This is a genomic window from Agromyces sp. NPDC004153, from assembly GCF_053603635.1.
Genome location: NZ_JBSGFY010000002.1, coordinates 429,718 through 452,619, shown reverse-complemented (window position 1 = coordinate 452,619; position 22,902 = coordinate 429,718). Strand labels below are relative to the sequence as shown.

The following is a 22,902-nucleotide window of genomic DNA, read 5'->3' as shown; positions in this document are numbered from 1 at the left end:
ACGTGGTCGGCGCAGGGCTCACACCCGGAGCGTTGCGTCGCACGGGTGCCCGAGAAGGCCGCCCATGTCCGGTTGCCGACGGCCTCCGCCGTCGGTTAGGATGGAGCGTCACGCGTGTGACATCCCTGTCCGCATGCCCGCCGCGGAAATCATAAACGCTCTACTTCGCGACGGGCTCGATTCTGTCCTTTACGGAGCATTCACTACATGACAACCGCAACGACCAAGGCGCCCAAGCAGGTCGCGATCAACGACATCGGATCTGCTGACGATTTCCTCGCCGCGGTCGAGAAGACTCTGAAGTTCTTCAACGACGGCGACCTCATCGAGGGTACCGTCGTGAAGATCGACCGCGACGAGGTCCTCCTCGACGTCGGCTACAAGACCGAGGGTGTGATCCCCTCCCGCGAGCTTTCCATCAAGCACGATGTCGACCCCAGCGAGGTCGTCGGCGTCGGCGACACCGTCGAGGCTCTTGTTCTCCAGAAGGAGGACAAGGAAGGCCGACTCATCCTGTCGAAGAAGCGCGCCCAGTACGAGCGCGCCTGGGGCGACGTGGAGAAGATCAAGGAAGCCGACGGCGTCGTGACCGGCCAGGTCATCGAGGTCGTCAAGGGCGGCCTGATCGTCGACATCGGCCTCCGCGGCTTCCTCCCGGCCTCGCTCATCGAGCTCCGCCGCGTCCGCGACCTCACGCCGTACCTCGGCCAGGAGATCGAGGCGAAGATCCTCGAGCTCGACAAGAACCGCAACAACGTCGTGCTCTCGCGCCGCGCGCTGCTCGAGCAGACGCAGTCCGAGTCGCGCTCCACGTTCCTCGCGAACCTCCACCCGGGCCAGATCCGCAAGGGCGTCATCTCGTCGATCGTCAACTTCGGTGCGTTCGTCGACCTCGGCGGCGTGGACGGACTCGTGCACGTCTCCGAGCTGTCGTGGAAGCACATCGAGCACGCCAGCGAGGTCGTCGAGGTCGGCCAGGAGGTCACCGTCGAGGTGCTCTCCGTCGAGCTCGACCGCGAGCGGGTCTCCCTGTCGCTCAAGGCGACGCAGGAGGACCCGTGGCAGGTCTTCGCCCGCACGCACGCGATCGGCCAGGTCACCCCGGGCAAGGTCACGAAGCTCGTCCCGTTCGGCGCGTTCGTCCGCGTCGCCGACGGCATCGAGGGCCTCGTGCACATCTCGGAGCTGTCGGGTCGTCACGTCGAGCTGGCCGAGCAGGTCGTGTCGGTCGGCGAGGAGGTCTTCGTCAAGGTCATCGACATCGACCTCGAGCGTCGCCGCATCTCGCTCTCGCTCAAGCAGGCCAACGAGGGCGTCGACCCCGAGGGCACCGAGTTCGACCCGGCGCTCTACGGCATGCTCACCGAGTACGACGAGCAGGGCAACTACAAGTACCCCGAGGGCTTCGACCCCGAGACGAACGAGTGGCGCGAGGGCTTCGAGGCCCAGCGCGAGAAGTGGGAGCAGGACTACGCTGCGGCCCAGGCTCGTTGGGAGGCGCACAAGAAGCAGGTCGCCCAGGCGAACGCTGCCGCTGCCGCCGACGACTCGTTCTCGGGCTCGGCGTCGTACTCGAGCGACTCGGCGGCGTCCGGCACCCTCGCCGACGACGCGTCGCTCGCTGCGCTGCGCGAGAAGCTCTCGAGCAACAACTAGTCGCACGCGACGAACGGAAGGCCGGTCCCCTCGGGGGCCGGCCTTCCGGCGTCCCACGGGCAGCCGTGCCGGCTCGGTCGCCTCGGCGGTCGCCCGATCAGCCGGTGACGGGCGGCGGTGGCAGCGCCGCCGCCGCCCGGTCGCGCCGCAGTCGGCGCCGTCGCACGAGCCACACGACGAGTGCGGCCATCACGACGATGCCCAGCAGCACGAGCACGGGCGCGAGGATGGCGGCGAACGCGAGCGTGAAGCTGCCCGCGTCCTCCGCGGCGCTCGCGACGGGCGCGCCGACGCCGGCCGTCGAGGCGTTCACGATCGGTCGCGCGGCCGCTTTCGCAAGGTGCACGCCCAGCGCGAGCACGATGCCGATGGCGATCGGCACCCACTGCTGCGAGGCGAAGAAGGCCTCGGGATCGGTGACCGCGACGGTCGTCGCGCCGACGCCCGAGCCGAACGCGATGCCGCCGGCCGTCGGGCGGACGAATGTCTGCACCACGTCGTTGATCGAATCGAGCCCGGGCACCTTGTCGGCGACGAACTCGAACACGAGCAGCACCACGAGGATGAGGAGCACCCACTCGTTCGCGAGCCACGCCCATGCAGCCGGGAGCTCGACCAGTCCCGTGAAGCGGTCGAGGGCGCCGAGCACGACGAGCGGGATCCACGCATTGAGCCCGGCCGCGAGCGCGAGGCCCGTGCCGGTCAGCAGCTCGAGCATCCGCACCCCCTCGGCCGCGCGGCCCGCCGACCCGGCGTCGCCGTCGGGTCGAGTGTCGCACGGATAGAGTGGTGAGCGTGTATCTGATCGGTCTCACGGGCGGAATCGCCTCCGGCAAGTCCACGGTCGCCAGGCGCCTCGTCGAGCACGGGGCGGTGCACATCGACGCCGACGACCTCGCACGACGCGTCGTCGAGCCCGGCAAGCCCGCGTTCGACTCGATCGTCGCCGAGTTCGGCGAGGGCGTGGTGGGGCACGACGGCCGGCTCGACCGTCCGAAGCTCGGCGAGCTCGTGTTCGCCGACGACGCCGCGCGCACGCGGCTCAACGCGATCGTGCACCCGGCCGTCCGCGAGCTGTCGCGCAAGCTCATCGAGCGCGCGGAGGCCGAGGACCCCGACGCCGTGGTGGTCTACGACGTGCCGCTGCTCGTCGAGGCATCCGTCGACCACCCCTTCGACCTCATCGTCGTGACGAACGCGCCGCGACGCACGCAGGTCGAGCGCCTGGTGCAGGAGCGCGGATACGACCCGATCCACGCCGAGGCGCGCGTGGACGCGCAGGTGGACAACACGGCCCGGCTCTCGATCGCCGACGTCGTGATCGACACCGACGGCTCGATGGCGCACACCATGAGCCAGACCGACGCGCTCTGGCAGCGCATCCGCCAGGAGCGCGCGCGGGCGTAGGGGGCTCGTCGAGCGGATGCCGCGGCTCGCACCTGCTCGCGTTCGCCCTCGGCGCACGCCGGCCGGAGTGTCGGCGGGCGATCCTAGACTTGAACGCATGCAGGCCACGCGTTCCGTCCGTCCGTTCGAGGTCGTGAGCGAGTACCAGCCGAGCGGCGACCAGCCCACGGCGATCGCCGACCTCGCCGCCCGCATCAACGCCGGTGAGACCGACGTGGTGCTGCTCGGCGCCACCGGCACCGGCAAGTCCGCGACGACCGCCTGGCTCATCGAGCAGGTGCAGCGGCCCACGCTCGTGCTCGCGCACAACAAGACGCTCGCGGCCCAGCTGGCCACCGAGTTCCGCGAGCTGATGCCGAACAACGCGGTGGAGTACTTCGTCTCCTACTACGACTACTACCAGCCAGAGGCCTACGTGCCGCAGACCGACACCTTCATCGAGAAGGACTCGTCGATCAACGCCGAGGTCGAGCGGCTGCGGCACTCCACCACGAACTCGCTGCTCAGTCGGCGCGACGTCGTGGTCGTCTCGACGGTGTCGTGCATCTACGGCCTCGGCACGCCCGAGGAGTACCTCAACGCGATGATGCCGCTCCAGGTGGGTCAGCGCGTCGACCGCGACTGGCTCATCCGCAAGTTCGTGTCCATGCAGTACCAGCGCAACGACCTCGCGTTCTCGCGCGGCACGTTCCGCGTGCGCGGCGACACGATCGAGATCATCCCGGTCTACGAGGAGCTGGCCATCCGCATCGAGATGTTCGGCGACGAGATCGAGGCGCTCTACAGCCTGCACCCGCTCACCGGGCAGGTCGTGGCGAAGCTCGATGCCGTCCCGGTGTTCCCGGGCTCGCACTACGTCGCGAGCACCGACGTGATGCAGCGGGCGATCGGCACGATCCGCGACGAGCTCGACGAGCGCCTCGCCGAGCTCGAGCGCGAGGGCAAGTTGCTCGAGGCGCAGCGCCTGCGAATGCGCACCACGTTCGACCTCGAGATGATGGAGCAGATCGGGTTCTGCTCGGGCATCGAGAACTACTCACGGCACATCGACGGCCGCGCGCCGGGGGAGGCGCCGCATTGCCTCCTCGACTACTTCGCCGACGACTTCCTCGTCGTCATCGACGAGTCGCACGTCACCGTGCCGCAGATCGGGTCGATGTACGAGGGCGACTCCTCGCGCAAGCGCACGCTGGTCGAGCACGGGTTCCGGCTGCCGAGCGCCATCGACAACCGACCGCTCAAGTGGGACGAGTTCAAGGCGCGCGTCGGTCAGACCGTATACCTCTCGGCGACCCCGGGCCGCTACGAGATGGGCGTCGCCGACGGCGTCGTCGAGCAGATCATCCGCCCGACCGGCCTCGTCGACCCGCAGATCGTGGTGAAGCCGTCGAAGGGCCAGATCGACGACCTGCTCGAGGAGATCCGCGTCCGCGCCGAACGCGACGAGCGCGTGCTCGTCACGACGCTCACCAAGCGCATGGCAGAGGAGCTCACCGACTTCCTCACCGAGGCAGGCGTGCGCGTGCGCTACCTGCACTCCGACGTCGACACGCTCCGCCGCGTCGAGCTGCTCACCGAGCTGCGCGCCGGCGTCTACGACGTGCTGGTCGGCATCAACCTGCTCCGCGAGGGCCTCGACCTGCCCGAGGTCTCGCTCGTGGCGATCCTCGACGCCGACAAGGAGGGCTTCCTGCGCTCGTCGACCTCGCTCGTCCAGACCATCGGCCGGGCCGCGCGCAACGTGTCGGGCGAGGTGCACATGTACGCCGATGTGCTCACCGAGTCGATGGCGGCGGCGATCGACGAGACGACGCGTCGCCGCGAGAAGCAGCTCGAGTACAACCGCGCGAACGGCATCGACCCGCAGCCGCTGCGCAAGCGCATCGCCGACATCACGGCGGTGCTCGCGCGCGAGGAGGCCGACACCGCGGAGCTGCTCGCCGGCCGCGAGGGGCGCACCAAGGCCCCCGTGCCGAACCTCCGCCGCGAGGGCATCGCCGCCGAGGGCGCGAACGACCTCGAAGACCTGATCCGCGACCTCAACGACCAGATGCTCGAGGCCGCAGGAGAGCTGAAGTTCGAGCTCGCGGCGCGGTTGCGCGACGAGGTCTCCGAGCTCAAGCGGGAGCTGCGGCAGATGGAGAAGGCCGGACACCTGACGTAGGCGGGGGAGTCCCGTCGATCACGAGAATCGAACGTATGTTCGCTGAGAGCACGTGCCGCGGCGGACTCGGTGTCGGTGGCGCTCTCTAGACTCGGAGGGTGCCAGTTTCACGTCTCGATGCCCACTCGCGCCTGAGTGTCCGCGGCGCCCGCGTGCACAACCTGCAGAACGTCGACGTCGAGATCCCGCGCGACGCGATGGTCGTGTTCACAGGCCTCTCGGGCTCGGGCAAGTCCTCGCTCGCATTCGACACGATCTTCGCCGAGGGCCAGCGTCGCTACGTCGAGTCGCTCTCCGCCTACGCCCGCCAGTTCCTCGGCCAGGTCGACCGTCCCGACGTCGACTTCATCGAGGGGCTGAGCCCGGCGGTCTCGATCGACCAGAAGTCGACGAACCGCAACCCGCGCTCGACGGTCGGCACCATCACCGAGATCTACGACTACATGCGCCTCCTCTGGGCGCGCATCGGCGTGCCGCACTGTCCGGTGTGCGGCGAGAAGATCCAGCGGCAGACCGTGCAGCAGATCGCCGACCAGCTCATGGAGCTGCCCGAGGGTACGCGCTACCAAGTGCTCAGCCCGGTGGTGTCGCAGAAGAAGGGCGAATTCGTCGACCTGTTCCGCGAGCTCGCGGCGGGCGGCTACTCACGTGCCGTCGTCGACGGCGAGGTCATCCGACTCGACGAGCCGCCGGTGCTGAAGAAGCAGGTCAAGCACGACATCTCCGTGGTGATCGACCGCCTCGTCGCCGGACCCGAGCTCCTCGGCCGCCTCACCGACTCGCTCGAGACGGCCCTGCGACTCACCGACGGGCTCGTGCAGGTCAACTTCGTCGACGAGACCGGGCCCGACGCGTGGACGACGTTCTCCGAGAAGCTCTCGTGCCCCAACCAGCACCCGATCCAGCTCACCGAGATCGAGCCGCGCACCTTCTCGTTCAACGCGCCGTTCGGCGCCTGCCCCGAGTGCTCCGGCCTCGGCACGCGCATGTCGGTCGACGAGGCGCTGCTGCTGGGCGACACGAGCCTCAGCATCGCCGAGGGCGTCATCCTGCCGTGGACCTCGCAGGGCAAGAGCCTCTACAACTACTACGAGAAGCTGCTCGACGGGCTGGCCCGCGACCTCGGCTTCTCGCTCGACACGCCGTGGGAGGAGCTCCCGGCCGATGCACGCGGCGCCGTGCTGCGGGGCGACAACTTCGAGGTCAAGGTGCGCTGGCGCAACCGCTACGGCCGCGAGATGAGCTACACCTCGGGGTTCGAGGGCGTCGTGCCCTACATCGAGCGGCAGTACCTCCAGGCCGAGACCGACGTGCAGCGAGCGCGCTGGGCCGAGTACCTCCGCGAGGTGCCGTGCCCCGTGTGCGACGGCAAGCGCCTCAAGCCCGAGGTGCTCTCGGTGCTCATCCACGAGCACAGCATCGCCGACGTCGGGCTGCTCAGCCTCACCGACGCCCGCGCGTTCATGGACCGCCTGCACCTCACCGAGCGCGAGCAGGCCATCGGCGCGCAGGTGCTCCGCGAGATCAAGGTGCGGCTCGACTTCCTGATCCGGGTCGGGCTCAGCTACCTCGACCTCGCTCGGGCGGCCGGCACGCTCTCGGGCGGCGAGGCGCAGCGAATCCGGCTCGCGACGCAGATCGGGTCGGGCCTCACGGGCGTGCTCTACGTGCTCGACGAGCCGAGCATCGGTCTGCACCAGCGCGACAACCGCCGCCTCATCGACACGCTCGTCGCGCTGCGCGACCTCGGCAACACGCTGATCGTCGTCGAGCACGACGAGGACACGATCCGCACGGCCGACTGGATCGTCGACATCGGCCCGGGCGCCGGCGTGAACGGCGGCACGGTCGTGCACTCGGGCAGCTACGCCGACCTGCTCAAGAACTCCCGCTCGCTGACGGGCGACTACCTGTCGGGCCGCAAGGAGATCGCGATGCCGTCGCGGCGACGCGCGATCGATCCCGGGCGCATGATCTCGGTGCAGGGCGCCGAGGCCAACAACCTGCGCGGCGTCGACGTCGAGTTCCCGCTCGGCACGTTCACGGCGGTCACGGGCGTGAGCGGCTCGGGCAAGTCCTCGCTCGTCAACGACATCCTCTACCGCGTGCTCGCGAACCGGCTCAACGGCGCCCGCAAGGTGCCCGGCAAGCACCGCCGCGTCACGGGCATCGAGCAGCTCGACAAGGTGGTGCACGTCGACCAGGCGCCGATCGGCCGCACCCCGCGGTCGAACCCGGCGACCTACACGGGTGTGTTCGACCGCATCCGCACGCTCTTCTCCGAGACCACCGAGGCGAAGGCGCGCGGTTACCTGCCCGGCCGGTTCAGCTTCAACGTCAAGGGCGGGCGCTGCGAGGCGTGCGCGGGCGACGGCACCATCAAGATCGAGATGAACTTCCTGCCCGACGTCTACGTCGCATGCGAGGTCTGCGGCGGCAAGCGGTACAACCGCGAGACGCTGCAGGTGCACTACAAGGGCAAGAACATCGCCGAGGTGCTCGAGATGCCGATCAGCGAGGCGGCGGAGTTCTTCGAGCCGATCTCGGCGATCCACCGGTACCTGAAGACCCTCGTCGACGTCGGGCTCGGCTACGTGCAGCTCGGGCAGAGCGCCACGACCCTGTCGGGCGGCGAGGCGCAGCGCGTGAAGCTCGCGACCGAGCTCCAGCGCCGGTCGAACGGCCGCAGCGTGTACGTGCTCGACGAGCCCACCACGGGCCTGCACTTCGAAGACGTGCGCAAGCTCCTGAAGGTGCTGGGCAAGCTCGTCGACAAGGGCAACACGGTCATCGTCATCGAGCACAACCTCGACGTCATCAAGTCCGCCGACTGGATCATCGACCTCGGGCCCGAGGGCGGCTCGGGCGGCGGGCAGGTCGTCGCGACCGGCACGCCCGAGCAGGTGGCCCGCGTGGCCGAGAGCCACACCGGCTACTTCCTGCGCGAGATCTTCGACGCGGCATCCGCGCGCGTCGAGGTCGCCAGCTGACACAGATGAGCACAGCGCTGTCACGCGACACCGTCCCGTACCGGCCGAAGCCGGGGGAGATCCCCACGGGTCCCGGCGTCTACCGGTTCCGGGACGCCGATCGGCGAGTGCTCTACGTCGGCAAGGCGAAGAACCTGCGCGCGCGGCTGTCGAACTACTTCGCGCCGCTGTACAGCCTGCACGAGCGCACCCGCCGCATGGTGCTGAGCGCGGCATCCGTCGAGTGGACCGTGGTCGCGAGCGACGTCGAGGCGCTGAACCTCGAGATCACGTGGATCAACGAGCTGAAGCCTCCGTTCAACGTGCGCTTCAAGGACGACAAGTCCTACCCCTACCTCGTCGTGACGCTCGCCGACGAGGCGCCTCGGGCGATGGTCTCCCGCAAGCGCGGCATCCCGGGAGCCCGGTACTTCGGGCCGTACCCGAAGATGTGGGCCGTCACCGACATGCTCGAGATCCTCATCAAGCTGTTCCCGATCCGCACGTGCAAGGACAGCGACTACCGGCGCGCGATGGCGACCGGCAAGCCGTGCTTCGCCGGGCAGATCGGCCGGTGCTTCGGGCCGTGCTCTGGCAAGGTCACCATCGAGGAGCACCGGGCCAACGTCGACCGGTTCGTCGCATTCATGCAGAACCAGGACCCGCGCATCGTGCGCGACCTCGAGCGCGAGATGCATGCGTCGTCCGCCGTGCAGGACTACGAGACGGCCGCCCGCAAGCGCGACCAGCTGCAGGCCGCGACGGCGTTCTTCGAGAAGAGCGCGGTGGTGCTCGGCGACCGCGTCGACCTCGACGTGTTCGGCATCGAGCACGACGAGCTCGCCGCTGCGGTGCACCTGTTCATGGTCCGCGGCGGTCGCATCCGGGGTGAACGGTCCTGGACGGTCGACAAGGAGCTCGACGTGCCCCTCGGCGAGCTCGTCGACGTGGTCGTGCAGAACGCGTACGGCGACGACCTCACGCCGGCCCGCGAGGTCGTCGTGCCCGAACTGCCCGACGACGCCGAGGCGCTCGAGACCTGGCTCGGCGGGCTCGCGGGCCGCAACGTGCACCTGCGGGTCGCACAGCGCGGCGCGAAGGCCCAGCTGCTCGCTACCGCAACGCAGAACGCCAAGCAGTCCCTGATGCTCTACAAGACCCGCCGCAGCGCCGACTTCACGACCCGCTCCCGCGCGCTGGAGGACATCCAGGAGGCCCTCGGCATGGCCGACGCGCCGCTGCGCATCGAGTGCTACGACGTCTCGCACCTCAGCGGCACGAACATCGTCGCGTCGATGGTCGTCTTCGAAGACGGCCTCGCGCGGAAGGACGAGTACCGCCGGTTCACCATCCCGAGCTCCACCGATGACACCGACTCGATCCACCAGGTGCTCACGCGCCGGCTGGCCTACCTCGGGCGGCGGGCCGACGACGAGGCATCCGATCAGGCTGCAGCGGGTGCGGGCACACGCCCCGATGTGGCCGACGGCGATGCGGCGGATGCCCCGGTGGTCTCCGAACGGCGCCGGAAGTTCGTCTACCGCCCCAACCTGCTCGTCGTCGACGGCGGCCAGCCGCAGGTGGCGGCCGCCGCACGCGCGCTCGAGGAGTCGGGCGTCGAGGGCATCTACCTCTGCGGCATCGCGAAGCGGCTCGAGGAGATCTGGACGCCCGACGCGGACTTCCCCGTCATCCTGCCGCGCAACAGCGACGCGCTGTTCCTCTTCCAGCGCGTCCGCGACGAGGCGCACCGGTTCGCCATCACGCACCAGCGCCAACGCCGCAAGCGCGACATCTCGACCGTGCTCTCCGAGATCCCGGGCCTCGGGCCGGCACGCGTGCGGGAGCTGCTCAAGCACTTCGGATCGGTGAAACGCCTGCGCAGCGCGGGCGAGACCGAGATCGCCGAGGTGAAGGGCATCGGGCCGAGCCTCGCGGCCACCGTTCACGCGCACCTGCACGCTGACGGCGTGTCGGCGCCCCGGTAGGCTGGGGTGTCGACGCGAAAAGGGGGGCTCGAGACGATGGCAGCCGAGGCTGAGCACCACCAGCAGGAGATGCTCATCGTCACCGGGATGTCGGGCGCCGGACGATCGACCGTCGGCAACGCGCTCGAAGACCTGGGCTGGTACGTCGTCGACAACCTCCCGCCGCAGATGCTGCGTCCGCTCGTCGAGCTCGTCGAGCGCGCAGGGGCCTCGCTGCCACGCATCGCGGCCGTCGTCGACGTGCGCGGTCGCGACTTCTTCTCGGAGCTGCAGGACATCATCCAGGCGCTGCGCACGGGGGTGAACGTGCGCGTCGTGTTCCTCGACGCCACCGACGCCGTGCTCGTGCGCCGGTTCGAGTCGGTCCGCCGCCCGCACCCGCTGCAGGGCAACGGCACGCTCCTCGACGGCATCGGCGCCGAGCGGGGGCGACTGGCCGAGCTGCGCGAGTCGAGCGACATCGTCGTCGACACCTCCGACCTCAACATCCACCAGCTCGCGACGCTCATCACCGAGACCTTCGCCGAGGAGGGCCGCGCCGGCCTGCGCGTCACGCTGCTGAGCTTCGGCTTCAAGTACGGGCTCCCGGCCGACGCCGACCTCGTGGCCGACGCGCGGTTCCTGCCGAACCCGTTCTGGATCCCCGAGCTGCGACACCTCAACGGCGAGGACCCCGAGGTGGCCGAGTACGTGCTCGGCCAGCCCGGTGCGCGCGAGTTCATCGACGCCTACGCCGCCGCGCTCGAGCCGGTGCTCGCGGGCTACCAACGTGAGAACAAGCGACACGCGACCATCGCGATCGGATGCACCGGCGGCAAGCACCGCTCGGTCGCCATCGTCCGCGAGCTGGCCGACCGCCTGGCCGCACTCCCGGGCGTGGCCGTCAGCGTGAAGCACCGCGATCGCGGCCGTGAATGAGCCGGCCGCACCAGTTGAATGAACGAGAGGACGTGACGTGGCGCTGACCGCCGACGTGAAAGAGGAACTCGCGCGGGTCGAGGTGTCGAAGACGAGCGTGCGCGCCGCCGAGCTCGCCTCGGTGCTGCGCTTCGCCGGCGGGCTGCACATCATCTCGGGTCGCATCGCGATCGAGGCGGAGCTCGACTCGCCGACCATCGCCCGTCGGGTGACCCGCGACCTCGGCGAGCTCTACGGCGTGCGACCCGATGTCTCGGTGATCTCGCCGTCCGGCATCCGCCGGCAGAACCAGTACCTGGTGCGCGTGCTCGACGGCGGTGAGACGCTCGCCCGGCAGACCGGCCTCCTGGATGCCCGCCGCCGACCCGTCCGCGGGCTGCCGAACAAGCTCACCACCGGCTCGCGCGACGACGTCGCGGCCGTCTGGCGAGGGGCGTTCCTCGCGCACGGCAGCCTCACCGACCCGGGCCGATCGGCGGCGCTCGAGGTCACCTGCCCCGGCAACGAGACGGCCATGGCCCTCGTCGGCGCCGCCGGACGCCTCGGCATCTCGGCGAAGGCCCGCGAGGTGCGCGGGGTCCACCGGGTCGTGATCCGCGACGGCGAGGCGATCAGCGCGATGCTCGCGATCATGGGCGCGACCGACACCGTGCGCAACTGGGAGGAGCTGCGCCAGCGCCGCGAGGTGCGCGCCACGGCGAACCGCCTCGTCAACTTCGACGACGCGAACCTCCGCCGGTCGGCGCAGGCCGCCGTGGCCGCGTGCGCCCGCGTCGAGCGAGCCATGGAGCTACTCGGCGACGACATCCCCGACCATCTGAAGTACGCCGGCGAGCTGCGCCTCGCGCACCGCGACGCGAGCCTCGACGAGCTCGGCCACCACGCCGACCCGCCCATGACGAAGGACGCCGTCGCCGGGCGCATCCGGCGACTGCTCGCCATGGCCGACAAGCGCGCGGCGGAGCTCGGCGTCCCCGGCACCGAGGCGAGCCTGCCCGCCGACCTCGACGACTGAGCGGGTGTGGGCCGCGTCGCGGCATCCGTGTGCCCCGGCGCCGCGTCGCGGCATCCGCTGCCGATACCCGGTAGCCCGTGACCGAAAGCGTCAAGGCCCGGCAGCGCCCGCAGCGTCAGGCATAGGCTAGGGGATGCCGCGGTCGCGCCGGGCAGAGGCCCGGTTCCCCGGCATCTGACAAGGAGAAGCAATGGCTGACTACACCCTCCCCGATCTCCCGTACGACTACGCGGCCCTTGAGCCGTCGATCAGCGGCCGGATCATGGAGCTGCACCACTCGAAGCACCACCAGGCGTACGTGACCGGTGCCAACACGGCCCTCGCCCAGCTCGCCGAGGCGCGCGACTCGGGCAACCTCGCCAACGTCAACAAGCTCGAGAAGGACCTCGCGTTCAACCTCGGCGGCCACGTCAACCACTCGATCTTCTGGACCAACCTGTCGCCCGACGGCGGCGACAAGCCGACCGGCGAGCTCGCCGCGGCGATCGACGACGAGTTCGGCTCGTTCGACAAGTTCCAGGCCCACTTCACCGCGACCGCGCTCGGCGTGCAGGGCTCCGGCTGGGCCGTGCTCGCATGGGACTCGATCGGCCAGCGGCCCATCATCGTGCAGTTCTTCGACCAGCAGGGCAACCTGCCGGCGGGCATCGTCCCGCTGCTGATGCTCGACGTCTGGGAGCACGCGTACTACCTCGACTACCAGAACGTGCGCGCCGATTACGTCAAGGCGTTCTGGAACATCGCGAACTGGGACAACGCCCAGCAGCGCCTCCAGGCCGCACGCGAGAAGACCTCAGGGCTGCTGCTACTGTCTTAGCGGATGGTGTCCCCGGGCGCCGTCCGGGGACACCGCCGTCCGATCAGTTCACCTTGGAATCAGCGCAGTCGCGCACGTCAATTCAGGAGACATCCGTGTCCGTAAAGATCGGCATCAACGGCTTCGGCCGCATCGGCCGCAACTACTTCCGCGCCGCCCTCGCCCAGGGCGCCGACCTCGAGATCGTCGCCGTGAACGACCTCACCGACAACAAGACGCTCGCGCACCTGCTGAAGTACGACTCGGTCACGGGCCGTCTCGACGCGACCGTCGACTACGACGACGACCACATCATCGTGGACGGCAAGGCCATCAAGGCCTTCGCGGAGCGCGACCCCGCGAACCTGCCCTGGGGCGAGCTCGGCGTCGACATCGTCATCGAGTCGACCGGCTTCTTCACCAAGGCCGCCGACGCGCGCAAGCACCTCGAGGCGGGCGCGAAGAAGGTCCTCATCTCGGCTCCCGCGACCGACGAGGACGCGACCTTCGTCATGGGCGTCAACGAGGACTCGTACGACCCCGAGAAGCACAACATCATCTCGAACGCGTCGTGCACCACGAACTGCCTCGCGCCGCTGGCCAAGGTCTTCAACGACGCGTTCGGCATCGAGCGCGGCCTCATGACCACGGTGCACGCCTACACGGCCGACCAGAACCTGCAGGACGGCCCCCACAAGGACCTGCGCCGCGCCCGCGCCGCCGCCATCAACATCGTCCCGACCTCGACCGGCGCGGCGAAGGCCATTGGCCTCGTGCTGCCCGAGCTCGTCGGCAAGCTCGACGGCTTCGCCCTTCGCGTCCCGGTCCCCACCGGCTCGATCACCGACCTCACGGTCACGGCGTCGCGTCCGGTGACGGTCGACGAGGTCAAGGCCGCCTACAGGGCCGCGGCCGACGGCCCGCTGAAGGGCATCCTGAAGTACACGGAAGACGAGATCGTCTCGAGCGACATCGTCTCCGACCCGTACTCCTGCATCTTCGACGCCGGCCTCACGCGCGTGATCGGCGACCAGGTGAAGCTCTCGGGCTGGTACGACAACGAGTGGGGCTACTCCAACCGCCTCGTCGACCTCACCGAGTACGTCGCCGAGCGCCTCTGAATCGGGCCATCGTGACCCTGCGAACGATCGATTCCCTCGGTCCGCTCGCCGGCAAGCGCGTCGTCGTCCGTTGCGACCTCAACGTTCCTCTCCAGGACGGGGTCATCACGGACGACGGCCGCGTGCGGGCGTCGGAACCCACCCTCGAGGCCCTCATCGGCCAGGGGGCCCGCGTCATCGTGGTCTCCCACCTCGGTCGCCCTGACGGGGCGCCCGACGCGAAGTACAGCCTCGCGCCCGTGGCGGCACGCCTCGACGAGCTCATCGATGCTCCGGTGGCGTTCGCGTCCGACACGGTCGGCGCGGATGCCGCGGCGATGGTCACGGCGCTCGGCGACGGCGAGGTGCTCGTGCTCGAGAACCTCCGGTTCAACCCGGGGGAGACCTCGAAGAACGAGGCCGAGCGCACGGCGTTCGCCGGCCAGCTCGCCGAGTTCGCCGACGCGGTCGTCTCCGACGGCTTCGGCGTCGTGCACCGCAAGCAGGCGAGCGTCTACGAGCTGGAGGACCTGCGTCCGAGCGCCGCGGGCCTTCTCATCGCCTCGGAGCTCGACGTGCTCGACCGGCTCACGGAGTCGCCCGAGCGCCCGTACACGGTCGTCCTCGGCGGCTCGAAGGTGTCCGACAAGCTCGGCGTCATCGCGCACCTGCTCCCGCGGGTCGACGCGCTGCTTATCGGCGGCGGCATGCTGTTCACGTTCCTCGCCGCGCAGGGCCACAAGGTCGGATCGAGCCTCCTCGAGGAGGACCAGATCGAGACGGTGCGGGGATACCTGACCGAGGCCGCCGAGCGCGGTGTCGACATCCTGCTGCCGACCGACGTGGTCGTGGCCGAGCGCTTCGCCGCGGATGCCGCGCACGAGGTCGCGCCGGCCGACGCGATCGAGCAGACCGCGTTCGGGGCATCCGGACTCGGCCTCGACATCGGGCCCGACACGGCGGCGGCCTTCGCCGAGCGGATCCGCACCTCGAAGACCGTGTTCTGGAACGGCCCGATGGGCGTGTTCGAGCTGGCTCCCTTCGCCGACGGCACGCGCGTGGTCGCGCAGGCCCTCACCGAGGTCGACGGCCTCAGCGTCGTCGGCGGCGGCGACTCCGCCGCGGCGGTCCGCCAGCTCGGCTTCGCCGACGATGCATTCGGACACATCTCGACGGGCGGAGGCGCGAGCCTCGAGTTCCTCGAGGGCAAGAAGCTCCCCGGACTGGAGGTCCTCGGATGGCAGTGAAGCGCACCCCGTTCATCGCGGGCAACTGGAAGATGAACCTCGACCACCTGCAGTCGATCGCGTTCGTGCAGAAGCTCGCGTGGGCGCTGGCCGACGCGAAGCACGACTACGCCGACGCCGAGGTGGCCGTGTTCCCGCCGTTCACCGACCTCCGCTCGGTGCAGACGCTCATCGCGGCCGACTCGCTCCCGCTCGCCTACGGCGCGCAGGACCTGTCGGCGCACGACTCGGGCGCCTACACGGGCGAGGTCTCGGGCGCGTTCCTCGCGGCCCTCGACTGCGCGTACGTCATCATCGGCCACTCCGAGCGACGCACGTACCACCACGAGACCGACGCCCTCGTCAACGCGAAGGTGCTCGCGGCCCAGCGTCACGGGCTCGTCCCGGTCGTGTGCGTCGGCGAGACCGCCGAAGACCTCGAGCGGTTCGGCGCCAGCGCGGTGCCCGTGGCGCAGCTGCGCACGGCGCTCGAGGGCGTCGACGGCGCCAAGGGCCTCGTGGTCGCGTACGAGCCGGTCTGGGCGATCGGCTCCGGCCAGGCGGCCACGCCCGAGCAGGCCGAGAAGGTGGCCGCCGCCCTGCGCGAGGTGATCGCCGAGGTGCTCGGCGACGATGTCGCGCAGGCGACGCGCATCCTCTACGGCGGGTCGGTGAAGGCGGCGAACATCGCATCCTTCCTGCGCGAGCCGAATGTGGACGGCGCCCTCGTGGGCGGCGCGAGCCTCGACATCGACGAGTTCTCGAGCATCGCCCGGTTCAAGAAGCACGTCGGGGCCTGACGGCGGGTTCCATCAGCCCGGTCGCGGGTGCGGCTATACTCGATTGTCGGCACGACACCCTGCGTCGTGCCCGGAAAGGTTCACCGTGGAGATTCTCCAGGTCGTCCTGCAGGTGCTGCTCGGTCTCACGAGCCTCCTGCTGACGCTGCTCATCCTGCTGCACAAGGGCCGCGGCGGCGGTCTGTCCGACATGTTCGGCGGCGGCGTCACCTCCAGCCTCGGCGCGTCCGGCGTGGCCGAGCGGAACCTCAATCGGATCACCGTCATCCTCGGACTCGTGTGGGTGACGTGCATCGTCGTGCTCGGACTCATCACGAAGTTCGACGCCGGAATCTGACGGGGGAGTCGCCATGGCATCAGGCAACAGCGCCATCCGTGGGTCGCGCGTGGGCGCGGGCCCGATGGGCGAGCAGGATCGCGGCTTCCACGCCGACCGCGTCGCCGTGAGCTACTGGGACGCCCAGGGCAACGAGACCGTGCGGTACTTCGCGGCGAACCTGCCCGAGGAGGAGATCCCCGAGATCATCGACAGCCCCTCCACGGGGCTGCCGGCCGGTCGCGACAAGGACAACCCGCCGTCGGTGTCGAAGCTCGAGCCCTACAAGACGCACCTCGCCTACGTGAAGGAGCGTCGCACCGACGAGGAGGCCGCCGCGCTGCTCGAGGAGGCCCTCACGCAGCTTCGCGCGCGCCGTGGGCAGGTCGCTCCGCAGGAGTGACGTCACCCCGCAGACATGCGGAAGGGGCCGGCCATGATGGCCGGCCCCTTCCGTGTCTCCGGGGAGAGGTTTCGAGTCCGGGAGCGTGCGCTCGAGGCATCCGCCCGCTCGTTCAGTAGTCGCGTGCGATGAGCGACTCGGGCACCTCGGCCGCCGCGTCGGCGTCGACGAAGAACACCGTGCGTCGGCGTCCCTTGATGCCGGCGGCGGGCACCTCGTCGCGACTCGCGCCCGCGAGGGCGAGACCGAGCGCCGAGGCCTTGTCGGCGCCGGCGAGCACCATCCAGATGCGCTGCGACGAGTTGATCACCGGCCGCGTGAGGCTGAGTCGCTCGGGCGGCGGCTTGGGGGAGTTGCGCACGGGGATGACCGTGCGGTCGGTCACCTGGATGCCCGAACGGTGCGGGAAGAGCGACGCGATGTGACCATCGGGTCCGACGCCGAGGAACGTGATGTCGAAGATCGGGTGCGGGAGCCCGTCGACGCCGTGCTCCGACAGCTCCGCCGCGTACGCCTCCGCCGCCTCGTCGAGGTCGATGCCGGCGTCGGACGCGGGGAACGGGTGCACGTTCTCCTCGGGGAGATCCAGATCGTCGAGCAGCGCCTGCTGCGCCTGCAGGTCGTTGCGGTCGGCGTCGCCGGCGGGCACCCAGCGCTCGTCGCCCCACCAGAAGTGCACGCGGGACCAGTCGATGGTCGTGCGCGCCGGCGAGGACGCCACCGCCTCGAGCACTGCCGAGCCCATGGAGCCACCGGTCAGCACGACGTGCGCGACGGCCTGCTCGTCGAGGATGTCGAGCATCTTGGTGATGAACCGTGCGGCCACGGATCCCGCCAGCGATGCCTTGTCGGGGTGGACGAGCACCCGCCGCTCATTCGTCATGCATGGACTCCTTCGGCCTCCGCGTCGCCGAGCAGCGCGAGGCCGCTCGTGATCACTTCACCGTACAACTCGTCGGGGTCGAGGCGGCGGAGTTCGTCGGCGAGGCAGTCGCGGAGGTTGCGGCGCGGCAACGCGACGTGGTGCGTCGGCTGGCCGGGCTGGTTTAGCGTGGCGACGCCGGGGATGTCGCGCACGAGCTCCACGGTGCCGCCGTCGCGCTGCAGTTCCACGCCGTGGATGCCGTGCGAGCCCTCCTCGACGGGCGTGAGCTCGTAGCTCGTCGGCGCGTCGAGCTGCAGGTGCAGCCAGGCCGCGAGCAGCGTGGTCGACGGCGAGTCGATCGCCCCCGTCACCTTGACCGCCGTGATCGGCGCGTACGGCGGCTGGTCGAGCACGGCCGCGAGCTGCGCACGCCAGAGCGTGAGCCGCGTCCACGCGAAGTCGGCGTCGCCGGGCGTGTAGCTCGTGGCGCAGGCGTGCAGCGCGTGCTGCGGGTCGGGCTTCGTCGAGGCATCCGTGATGCGCCGATGTGCGATGCGCCCGAGCGGGGACTGTCCGGGCACCTCGGGGGAGGCGCCGGGCCACCATGTGACGACCGGGGCATCGGGCAGCAGCAGGCCCATGACGAGGCTCTCCTCGTCACGCGCCGCATCGCCGTGCGCGCGCAGGACGATGACCTCGCTCGCGCCGGCGTCGCCGCCCACTCGGATCTCCGCGTCGAGGCGTGCGTCAAGGTCGGGCGCCTCCTCGGGGTCGCTCGAGACCACGATGACGCGCATCGGATGCTCCCGTGACGCGTCGTTCGCGGCCTCGATCGCCTCCTCCTCGCTGCCGGGCGCGGTGGCGATCACGAGGGTGAGCACGCGGCCGAGGGCGACGACGCCGCCCTCCTCGCGGATCTTGACGAGGGTCTTGGAGACCTGGCTCGTCGTCGTGTCGGGCAGTTCGACGATCACGGGCGCCTCCAGCTTCGTCCGTCGCGGTGCAGGAGCTCGTCGGCGGAGCTCGGTCCCCAGGTGCCGGGGCGGTACTGCTCGGGCTGGCCCTGCGTGTCCCAGAACTCCTCGATCGGGTCGAGGATCTTCCACGAGAGCTCGACCTCCTCCTGGCGGGGGAAGAGGGGCGGGTCGCCGAGCAGCACGTCGAGGATGAGGCGCTCGTAGGCCTCGGGGCTCGCCTCGGTGAACGCGTGGCCGTAGCCGAAGTCCATCGTGACGTCGCGCACCTGCATACCGGCGCCCGGCACCTTCGAGCCGAACCGGATGGTGACGCCCTCGTCGGGCTGCACCCGGATCACGAGGGCGTTCTGGCCGAGCTCGGACGTCTGGCTGTCGGCGAACACCTGCTGGGGCGCGCGCTTGAAGACGACCGCGATCTCGGTGACGCGGCGGCCGAGGCGCTTGCCCGCGCGGAGGTAGAACGGCACGCCCGCCCACCGGCGGGTGCCGATGAGCAGCTTCATGGCCGCGTACGTCTCGGTCGTCGAGTTCGGGTTCATGCCCTCCTCGTCGAGGAAGCCGACGACCTTCTCGCCGCCCTGCCAGCCGCCCGAGTACTGGCCTCGGGCCGTGCCCGTCGCCAGGTCGTCGGGCAGGCGCACGGCCGCGAGGATCTTCTCCTTCTCGGCGCGCAGGTCGGCGGCGTCGAACGAGATCGGCTCCTCCATGGCGGTGAGCGCGAGCAGCTGCAGCAGGTGGTTCTGGATGACGTCGCGCGCCGCGCCGATGCCGTCGTAGTACCCGGCGCGACCGCCCACGCCGATGTCCTCGGCCATGGTGATCTGCACGTGGTCGACGTAGTTCGCGTTCCAGATGGGCTCGTAGAGCTGGTTCGCGAACCGGAGCGCCAGGATGTTCTGGACGGTCTCCTTGCCGAGGTAGTGGTCGATGCGGAACACCGCATCGGGCGGGAACACCGACGCGACGACGTCGTTCAGCTCGCGCGCCGACTTCAGGTCGCTGCCGAACGGCTTCTCGATGACGACGCGTCGCCACTGGCCGTCCTTCTGCTCGGTGAGGCCCGAGCGCTTGAGCTGTTCGGTCACCAGCGGGAACGACTTGGGCGGGATCGACAGGTAGAACGCGTGGTTGCCCATCGTGCCGCGTTCGCGGTCGAGCTCGTCGACGACGGTGCGCAGGCGGTCGAAGGCCGCGTCGTCGTCGAAGTCGCCCTGCACGAAGCGGATGCCGCGGGCGAGCTGCTTCCAGACGTCCTCGCGGAACTCGGTGCGGGCGTACTGCTGCACCGAGTCGTGCACGACGCGCTCGAAGTCCTCGTCCGCCCAGTCGCGGCGCGCGAACCCGACCAGCGCGAACCCGGGCGGCAGGAGCCCGCGGTTCGCGAGGTCGTAGACCGCGGGCATGAGCTTCTTGCGCGAGAGATCGCCGGTCACCCCGAAGATGATGAGGCTCGAGGGTCCGGCGATCCGGTTGAGGCGGTAGTCCTTGGGGGAGCGCAGCGGGTTGTGCTGGGCGGAGATCTCTGCAGGAGCCAATGCGGATCCTCCCTGGATCAGCCGACCGCGTCGAACAACGTCGCGATGTTCGCGGCGGGGTCCGTCAGCGTCAGCGTGAGCACCGGGCGGCCGTGGTCGGCGAGCACGCTCGCGTCGCCGGACGCCTGCGCGGCGATGAGCTCGCCGAACGTGAACGGTCGCTCGGGGATCTCGAGGTCCTCGGCGGGCTGCTCCGTGATCTGCAGAAACACGCCGACCGCGGGGCCGCCCTTGTGGAACTGGCCGGTCGAGTGCAGGAAGCGCGGTCCCCAGCCGAAGGTGACCGGGCGTCCGGCGCGCGCCGCGAGGCGGTCGCGGATGCGGGCGACCTCGGGGTGCGCGACGCGGTCGACGTAGGCCTGGACGGAGAGGTAGCCGTTCGCAGGGAGCTCCTCGAGCAGCACCTCGATGGCCGAGGCGAGGTCGCTCGACGCGCCGATGACCTCGGGCGTGCCGCGGACCTCGATGCCGTCGGCGACGAACGCCGCAGGAGCGGGCTCGGGGCGCGCGTCGAGCAGGCCGCGGGCGGCGATCTTCGCCGACTCCACGTCGGGCTGGTCGAAGGGATTGATGCCGAGCAGGCGCCCGGCGACCGCGGTCGCGTACTCCCAGACGAGCAGCTGCGCACCGAGCGTGCCCGAGACGCGGATCTCGCCGTGCGTGTCGTTGCGGAAGATCTCGTCGCCCGCGTCGTCGACGAGGCGCACGACCTGCACGTCGGGGAGGTCGGCGGTGAGCTCGGGCGAGTTCACGTCGAGCACGACGGGCAGGATGCCGGTGCCCTCCTTGCCCGTGGACTCGGCGATGAGCTGCTCGGCCCAGTCGGCGAAGCCGACGATGTGCGTGCCGTCGGCGACGATCGCGAGCTTGTCGCGCAGCGGCGCGGTGGCCGCGATGGCGGCGCCGAGCACAAGGCCCGGGTTCTCGGGGCTGTCGATCGCGAGCGAGAGCTCGATCGTCTCGGCCTCGTCGAGGACCTCGGCGATGTCGACGCCCGCGAGGCCGGAGGGCACGAGGCCGAAGGCGGTCAGCGCGGAGTAGCGGCCGCCCACGTTCGGGTCGGCGTTGAAGACGCGATAGCCGGCGGCCCGCGCCGACTCGTCGAGCGGGGAGCCGGGGTCGGTCACGACGACGATGCGCTTCGCCGGGTCGATGCCGGCGTCGCGGAACGCCTGCTCGTAGACCCGTCGCTGGCTGTCGGTCTCGGCGGTCGAACCCGACTTCGACGAGACGACGAGCGCCGATTCGACGAGGCGGTCGGCGAGCGCCGCGCGCACCTGGCCGGGCTCGGTCGAGTCGAGCACGGTAAGCTCGACGCGCGCGGTGCGCGTGATGACCTCGGGCGCGAGCGACGAGCCGCCCATGCCCGCCAGCACGATGTGCGTGACGCCGTCGTCTTCGAGCTGCTCGCGGAGCGCCTCGATCTCGGCCACGAGCGGGCGCGACACCGCGACCGCCTCGGTCCAGCCGAGGCGCTTCGACGCCTCTTCCTCGGCCGCCGGGCCCCAGAGCTCGGGGTCCTGCGCGGTGATGCCGCTGGCGATGAGGTCGGACACGAGGCCCGGCACAGTGCGGCGGACGGCGTCGGCGGCCGCGCCGCTGACCGAGATGCGGAAGCTCATCGGGCCGCCTCCAGTGCGGTGCGGACCGTGTCGAGCAGCTCGTGCCACGACACGATGAACTTCTCCACGCCCTCGCGCTCCAGCACGGCGGTGACGTCGTCGTAGTCGACGCCCACCGCAGCCAGCGCGTCGAGGACCGCACCGGCCTCGGGGTAGGACCCGGTCACCGTGTCGCCGCGGATCTCGCCGTGGTCGAAGGTCGCCTCGAGGGTCTTCTCGGGCATCGTGTTCACCACGCCCTGGGCGACGAGCTCGACCACGTACAGGGTGTCGGGCAGGGCCGGGTCCTTCACTCCGGTCGACGCCCACAGCGGCCGCTGACGGTTCGCGCCCGCCGCGAGCAGCGCGCCAGCGCGGTCGGAGGCGAAGGCATCCTCGTAGAGCTCGTAGGCGAGCTGCGCGTTCGCGACGCCGGCCTTGCTCTTCAGCGCGAGCGCCTCGTCGGTGCCGATCGCGGCCAGGCGCTTGTCGATCTCGGTGTCGACGCGAGAGACGAAGAACGACGCGACCGAGTGGATCGTGGACAGGTCGATGCCCGCAGCCTTCGCCTGCTCGAGACCGGCGAGGTACGCATTGATCACCTCGCGGTACCGGTCGAGGCTGAAGATCAGGGTGACGTTCACGCTGATGCCCGCGCCGATCGCGGCGGTGATCGCGTCCAGCCCCTCGACGGTCGCCGGGATCTTGATCATCACGTTCGGCCGGTCGACCTTCTCCCAGAGCGCGTGCGCCTGCTCGATGGTCGCCTTCGTGTCGTGCGCGAGGTCGGGCGCGACCTCGATCGACACCCGGCCGTCGTAGCCGCCGGTGGCGTCGTAGACGGGACGAAGGATGTCGGCCGCGTCGCGCACGTCGTCGGTCGTGGTCTCGAACACCGCGGTGTCGACGTCGGCGCCGGACCCCGCGAGCGCGTGCAGCTGCTCGGTGTAGGCGTCGCCCTTCGAGAGCGCGCCGGCGAAGATCGTCGGGTTGGTGGTGACGCCCACGACGTTGCGGTCGGCGATCAGGCGCGCGAGGCCGCCCGAGGTGATGCGCTCGCGCGAGAGGTCGTCGAGCCAGATGCTGACGCCGGCCTGCGAGAGGGCCTCGGTGGGGGACTGGGTGGACTGGGTCTGCGTGGCCATGTCGGTGATTCTCCTTCTCGC

The 22,902-nt window shown here is 70.2% G+C and carries 19 protein-coding genes; 13 read left to right on the top strand and 6 right to left on the bottom strand.

Translation table 11 applies throughout. The annotated features are described in order from the left end of the window. Window positions 1-207: 207 nt before the first annotated feature. Window positions 208-1,656 carry a 30S ribosomal protein S1 gene (gene rpsA, locus ACWEOH_RS16045; RefSeq protein WP_452032658.1) on the top strand — a complete coding sequence of 483 codons (1,449 nt, stop codon included), beginning with the start codon at window positions 208-210 and terminating at the stop codon, window positions 1,654-1,656. Between the two features lie 97 nt (window positions 1,657-1,753). Here rpsA and ACWEOH_RS16040 read toward each other — a convergent pair whose 3' ends face one another. Continuing rightward, window positions 1,754-2,374: a DUF4126 domain-containing protein gene (locus tag ACWEOH_RS16040; RefSeq protein ID WP_452032656.1), complete on the bottom strand. Its 621-nt coding sequence runs from the start codon at window positions 2,372-2,374 to the stop codon at window positions 1,754-1,756. A gap of 77 nt (window positions 2,375-2,451) precedes the next feature. Here ACWEOH_RS16040 and coaE point away from each other — a divergent pair, with 77 nt between their 5' ends. The 12 genes from coaE (at window position 2,452) to ACWEOH_RS15980 (ending at window position 16,758) form a co-directional block, all read left to right on the top strand. Continuing rightward, the gene (gene coaE / locus ACWEOH_RS16035) at window positions 2,452-3,063 is read left to right on the top strand and encodes a dephospho-CoA kinase (protein ID WP_452032654.1); all 612 of its coding nucleotides are present in this window, start codon (window positions 2,452-2,454) and stop codon (window positions 3,061-3,063) included. A 97-nt stretch (window positions 3,064-3,160) separates the two neighbouring features. Continuing rightward, the gene (gene uvrB / locus ACWEOH_RS16030; protein ID WP_452032652.1) at window positions 3,161-5,227 is read left to right on the top strand and encodes an excinuclease ABC subunit UvrB; all 2,067 of its coding nucleotides are present in this window, start codon (window positions 3,161-3,163) and stop codon (window positions 5,225-5,227) included. Between the two features lie 98 nt (window positions 5,228-5,325). Further along, window positions 5,326-8,217, top strand: coding sequence for an excinuclease ABC subunit UvrA (gene uvrA / locus ACWEOH_RS16025; protein ID WP_452032650.1), 2,892 nt, complete (start codon window positions 5,326-5,328; stop codon window positions 8,215-8,217). 5 nt (window positions 8,218-8,222) lie between these two features. Continuing rightward, on the top strand, window positions 8,223-10,184 hold the full coding sequence (gene uvrC / locus ACWEOH_RS16020; RefSeq protein WP_452032648.1) for an excinuclease ABC subunit UvrC: 1,962 nt from the start codon (window positions 8,223-8,225) through the stop codon (window positions 10,182-10,184). Between the two features lie 36 nt (window positions 10,185-10,220). Next, a complete protein-coding gene (gene rapZ, locus ACWEOH_RS16015) occupies window positions 10,221-11,102 on the top strand; it encodes an RNase adapter RapZ (protein ID WP_452032646.1) in 882 nt (293 codons plus the stop codon). A gap of 37 nt (window positions 11,103-11,139) precedes the next feature. Next, a complete protein-coding gene (gene whiA, locus ACWEOH_RS16010) occupies window positions 11,140-12,117 on the top strand; it encodes a DNA-binding protein WhiA (protein ID WP_148734915.1) in 978 nt (325 codons plus the stop codon). A 190-nt stretch (window positions 12,118-12,307) separates the two neighbouring features. Beyond that, window positions 12,308-12,934 carry a superoxide dismutase gene (locus tag ACWEOH_RS16005; RefSeq protein WP_452032643.1) on the top strand — a complete coding sequence of 209 codons (627 nt, stop codon included), beginning with the start codon at window positions 12,308-12,310 and terminating at the stop codon, window positions 12,932-12,934. Window positions 12,935-13,029: 95 nt separating this feature from the next. After that, complete coding sequence (gene gap, locus ACWEOH_RS16000) at window positions 13,030-14,034, top strand: type I glyceraldehyde-3-phosphate dehydrogenase (RefSeq protein ID WP_452032641.1); 1,005 nt, start codon at window positions 13,030-13,032, stop codon at window positions 14,032-14,034. Window positions 14,035-14,045: 11 nt separating this feature from the next. Further along, entirely contained in the window at window positions 14,046-15,260 is a 1,215-nt protein-coding gene (locus ACWEOH_RS15995) for a phosphoglycerate kinase (RefSeq protein WP_452032639.1), read from the top strand. Next, window positions 15,251-16,039 carry a triose-phosphate isomerase gene (gene tpiA / locus ACWEOH_RS15990; protein WP_452032637.1) on the top strand — a complete coding sequence of 263 codons (789 nt, stop codon included), beginning with the start codon at window positions 15,251-15,253 and terminating at the stop codon, window positions 16,037-16,039. Before ACWEOH_RS15995 ends, tpiA begins: the two co-directional genes overlap by 10 nt. A gap of 85 nt (window positions 16,040-16,124) precedes the next feature. Beyond that, entirely contained in the window at window positions 16,125-16,376 is a 252-nt protein-coding gene (gene secG / locus ACWEOH_RS15985; RefSeq protein WP_108595410.1) for a preprotein translocase subunit SecG, read from the top strand. A gap of 13 nt (window positions 16,377-16,389) precedes the next feature. Beyond that, window positions 16,390-16,758: an RNA polymerase-binding protein RbpA gene (locus tag ACWEOH_RS15980; protein WP_148734920.1), complete on the top strand. Its 369-nt coding sequence runs from the start codon at window positions 16,390-16,392 to the stop codon at window positions 16,756-16,758. Window positions 16,759-16,870: 112 nt separating this feature from the next. Here ACWEOH_RS15980 and pgl read toward each other — a convergent pair whose 3' ends face one another. Genes pgl through tal form a run of 5 tightly spaced genes read right to left on the bottom strand, consistent with a single transcriptional unit; the run spans window position 16,871 to window position 22,881 of the window. After that, the gene (gene pgl / locus ACWEOH_RS15975) at window positions 16,871-17,641 is read right to left on the bottom strand and encodes a 6-phosphogluconolactonase (protein WP_452032634.1); all 771 of its coding nucleotides are present in this window, start codon (window positions 17,639-17,641) and stop codon (window positions 16,871-16,873) included. Continuing rightward, the gene (locus ACWEOH_RS15970) at window positions 17,638-18,597 is read right to left on the bottom strand and encodes a glucose-6-phosphate dehydrogenase assembly protein OpcA (protein ID WP_452032632.1); all 960 of its coding nucleotides are present in this window, start codon (window positions 18,595-18,597) and stop codon (window positions 17,638-17,640) included. The genes pgl and ACWEOH_RS15970 overlap by 4 nt, the downstream gene beginning before the upstream one ends. Then, the gene (zwf, locus tag ACWEOH_RS15965) at window positions 18,594-20,135 is read right to left on the bottom strand and encodes a glucose-6-phosphate dehydrogenase (RefSeq protein WP_452032630.1); all 1,542 of its coding nucleotides are present in this window, start codon (window positions 20,133-20,135) and stop codon (window positions 18,594-18,596) included. Before zwf ends, ACWEOH_RS15970 begins: the two co-directional genes overlap by 4 nt. A 17-nt stretch (window positions 20,136-20,152) precedes the next feature. Next, window positions 20,153-21,757 (bottom strand): glucose-6-phosphate isomerase, encoded by a 1,605-nt coding sequence (locus tag ACWEOH_RS15960; protein ID WP_452032628.1) that lies wholly within the window; start codon window positions 21,755-21,757, stop codon window positions 20,153-20,155. Then, entirely contained in the window at window positions 21,754-22,881 is a 1,128-nt protein-coding gene (gene tal, locus ACWEOH_RS15955; protein WP_452032626.1) for a transaldolase, read from the bottom strand. The genes ACWEOH_RS15960 and tal overlap by 4 nt, the downstream gene beginning before the upstream one ends. Window positions 22,882-22,902 lie beyond the last annotated feature (21 nt).

Excerpts from the sequence above, each read along its gene's own strand:
- rpsA (WP_452032658.1), top strand. The coding sequence starts at position 208 with ATGACAACCGCAACGACCAAGGCGCCCAAGCAGGTCGCGATCAACGAC.
- ACWEOH_RS16040 (WP_452032656.1), bottom strand. The coding sequence starts at position 2,374 with ATGCTCGAGCTGCTGACCGGCACGGGCCTCGCGCTCGCGGCCGGGCTC.
- uvrB (WP_452032652.1), top strand. The coding sequence starts at position 3,161 with ATGCAGGCCACGCGTTCCGTCCGTCCGTTCGAGGTCGTGAGCGAGTAC.
- uvrC (WP_452032648.1), top strand. The coding sequence starts at position 8,223 with ATGAGCACAGCGCTGTCACGCGACACCGTCCCGTACCGGCCGAAGCCG.
- rapZ (WP_452032646.1), top strand. The coding sequence starts at position 10,221 with ATGGCAGCCGAGGCTGAGCACCACCAGCAGGAGATGCTCATCGTCACC.
- ACWEOH_RS16005 (WP_452032643.1), top strand. The coding sequence starts at position 12,308 with ATGGCTGACTACACCCTCCCCGATCTCCCGTACGACTACGCGGCCCTT.
- tpiA (WP_452032637.1), top strand. The coding sequence starts at position 15,251 with ATGGCAGTGAAGCGCACCCCGTTCATCGCGGGCAACTGGAAGATGAAC.
- ACWEOH_RS15980 (WP_148734920.1), top strand. The coding sequence starts at position 16,390 with ATGGCATCAGGCAACAGCGCCATCCGTGGGTCGCGCGTGGGCGCGGGC.
- pgl (WP_452032634.1), bottom strand. The coding sequence starts at position 17,641 with ATGACGAATGAGCGGCGGGTGCTCGTCCACCCCGACAAGGCATCGCTG.
- ACWEOH_RS15960 (WP_452032628.1), bottom strand. The coding sequence starts at position 21,757 with ATGAGCTTCCGCATCTCGGTCAGCGGCGCGGCCGCCGACGCCGTCCGC.
- tal (WP_452032626.1), bottom strand. The coding sequence starts at position 22,881 with ATGGCCACGCAGACCCAGTCCACCCAGTCCCCCACCGAGGCCCTCTCG.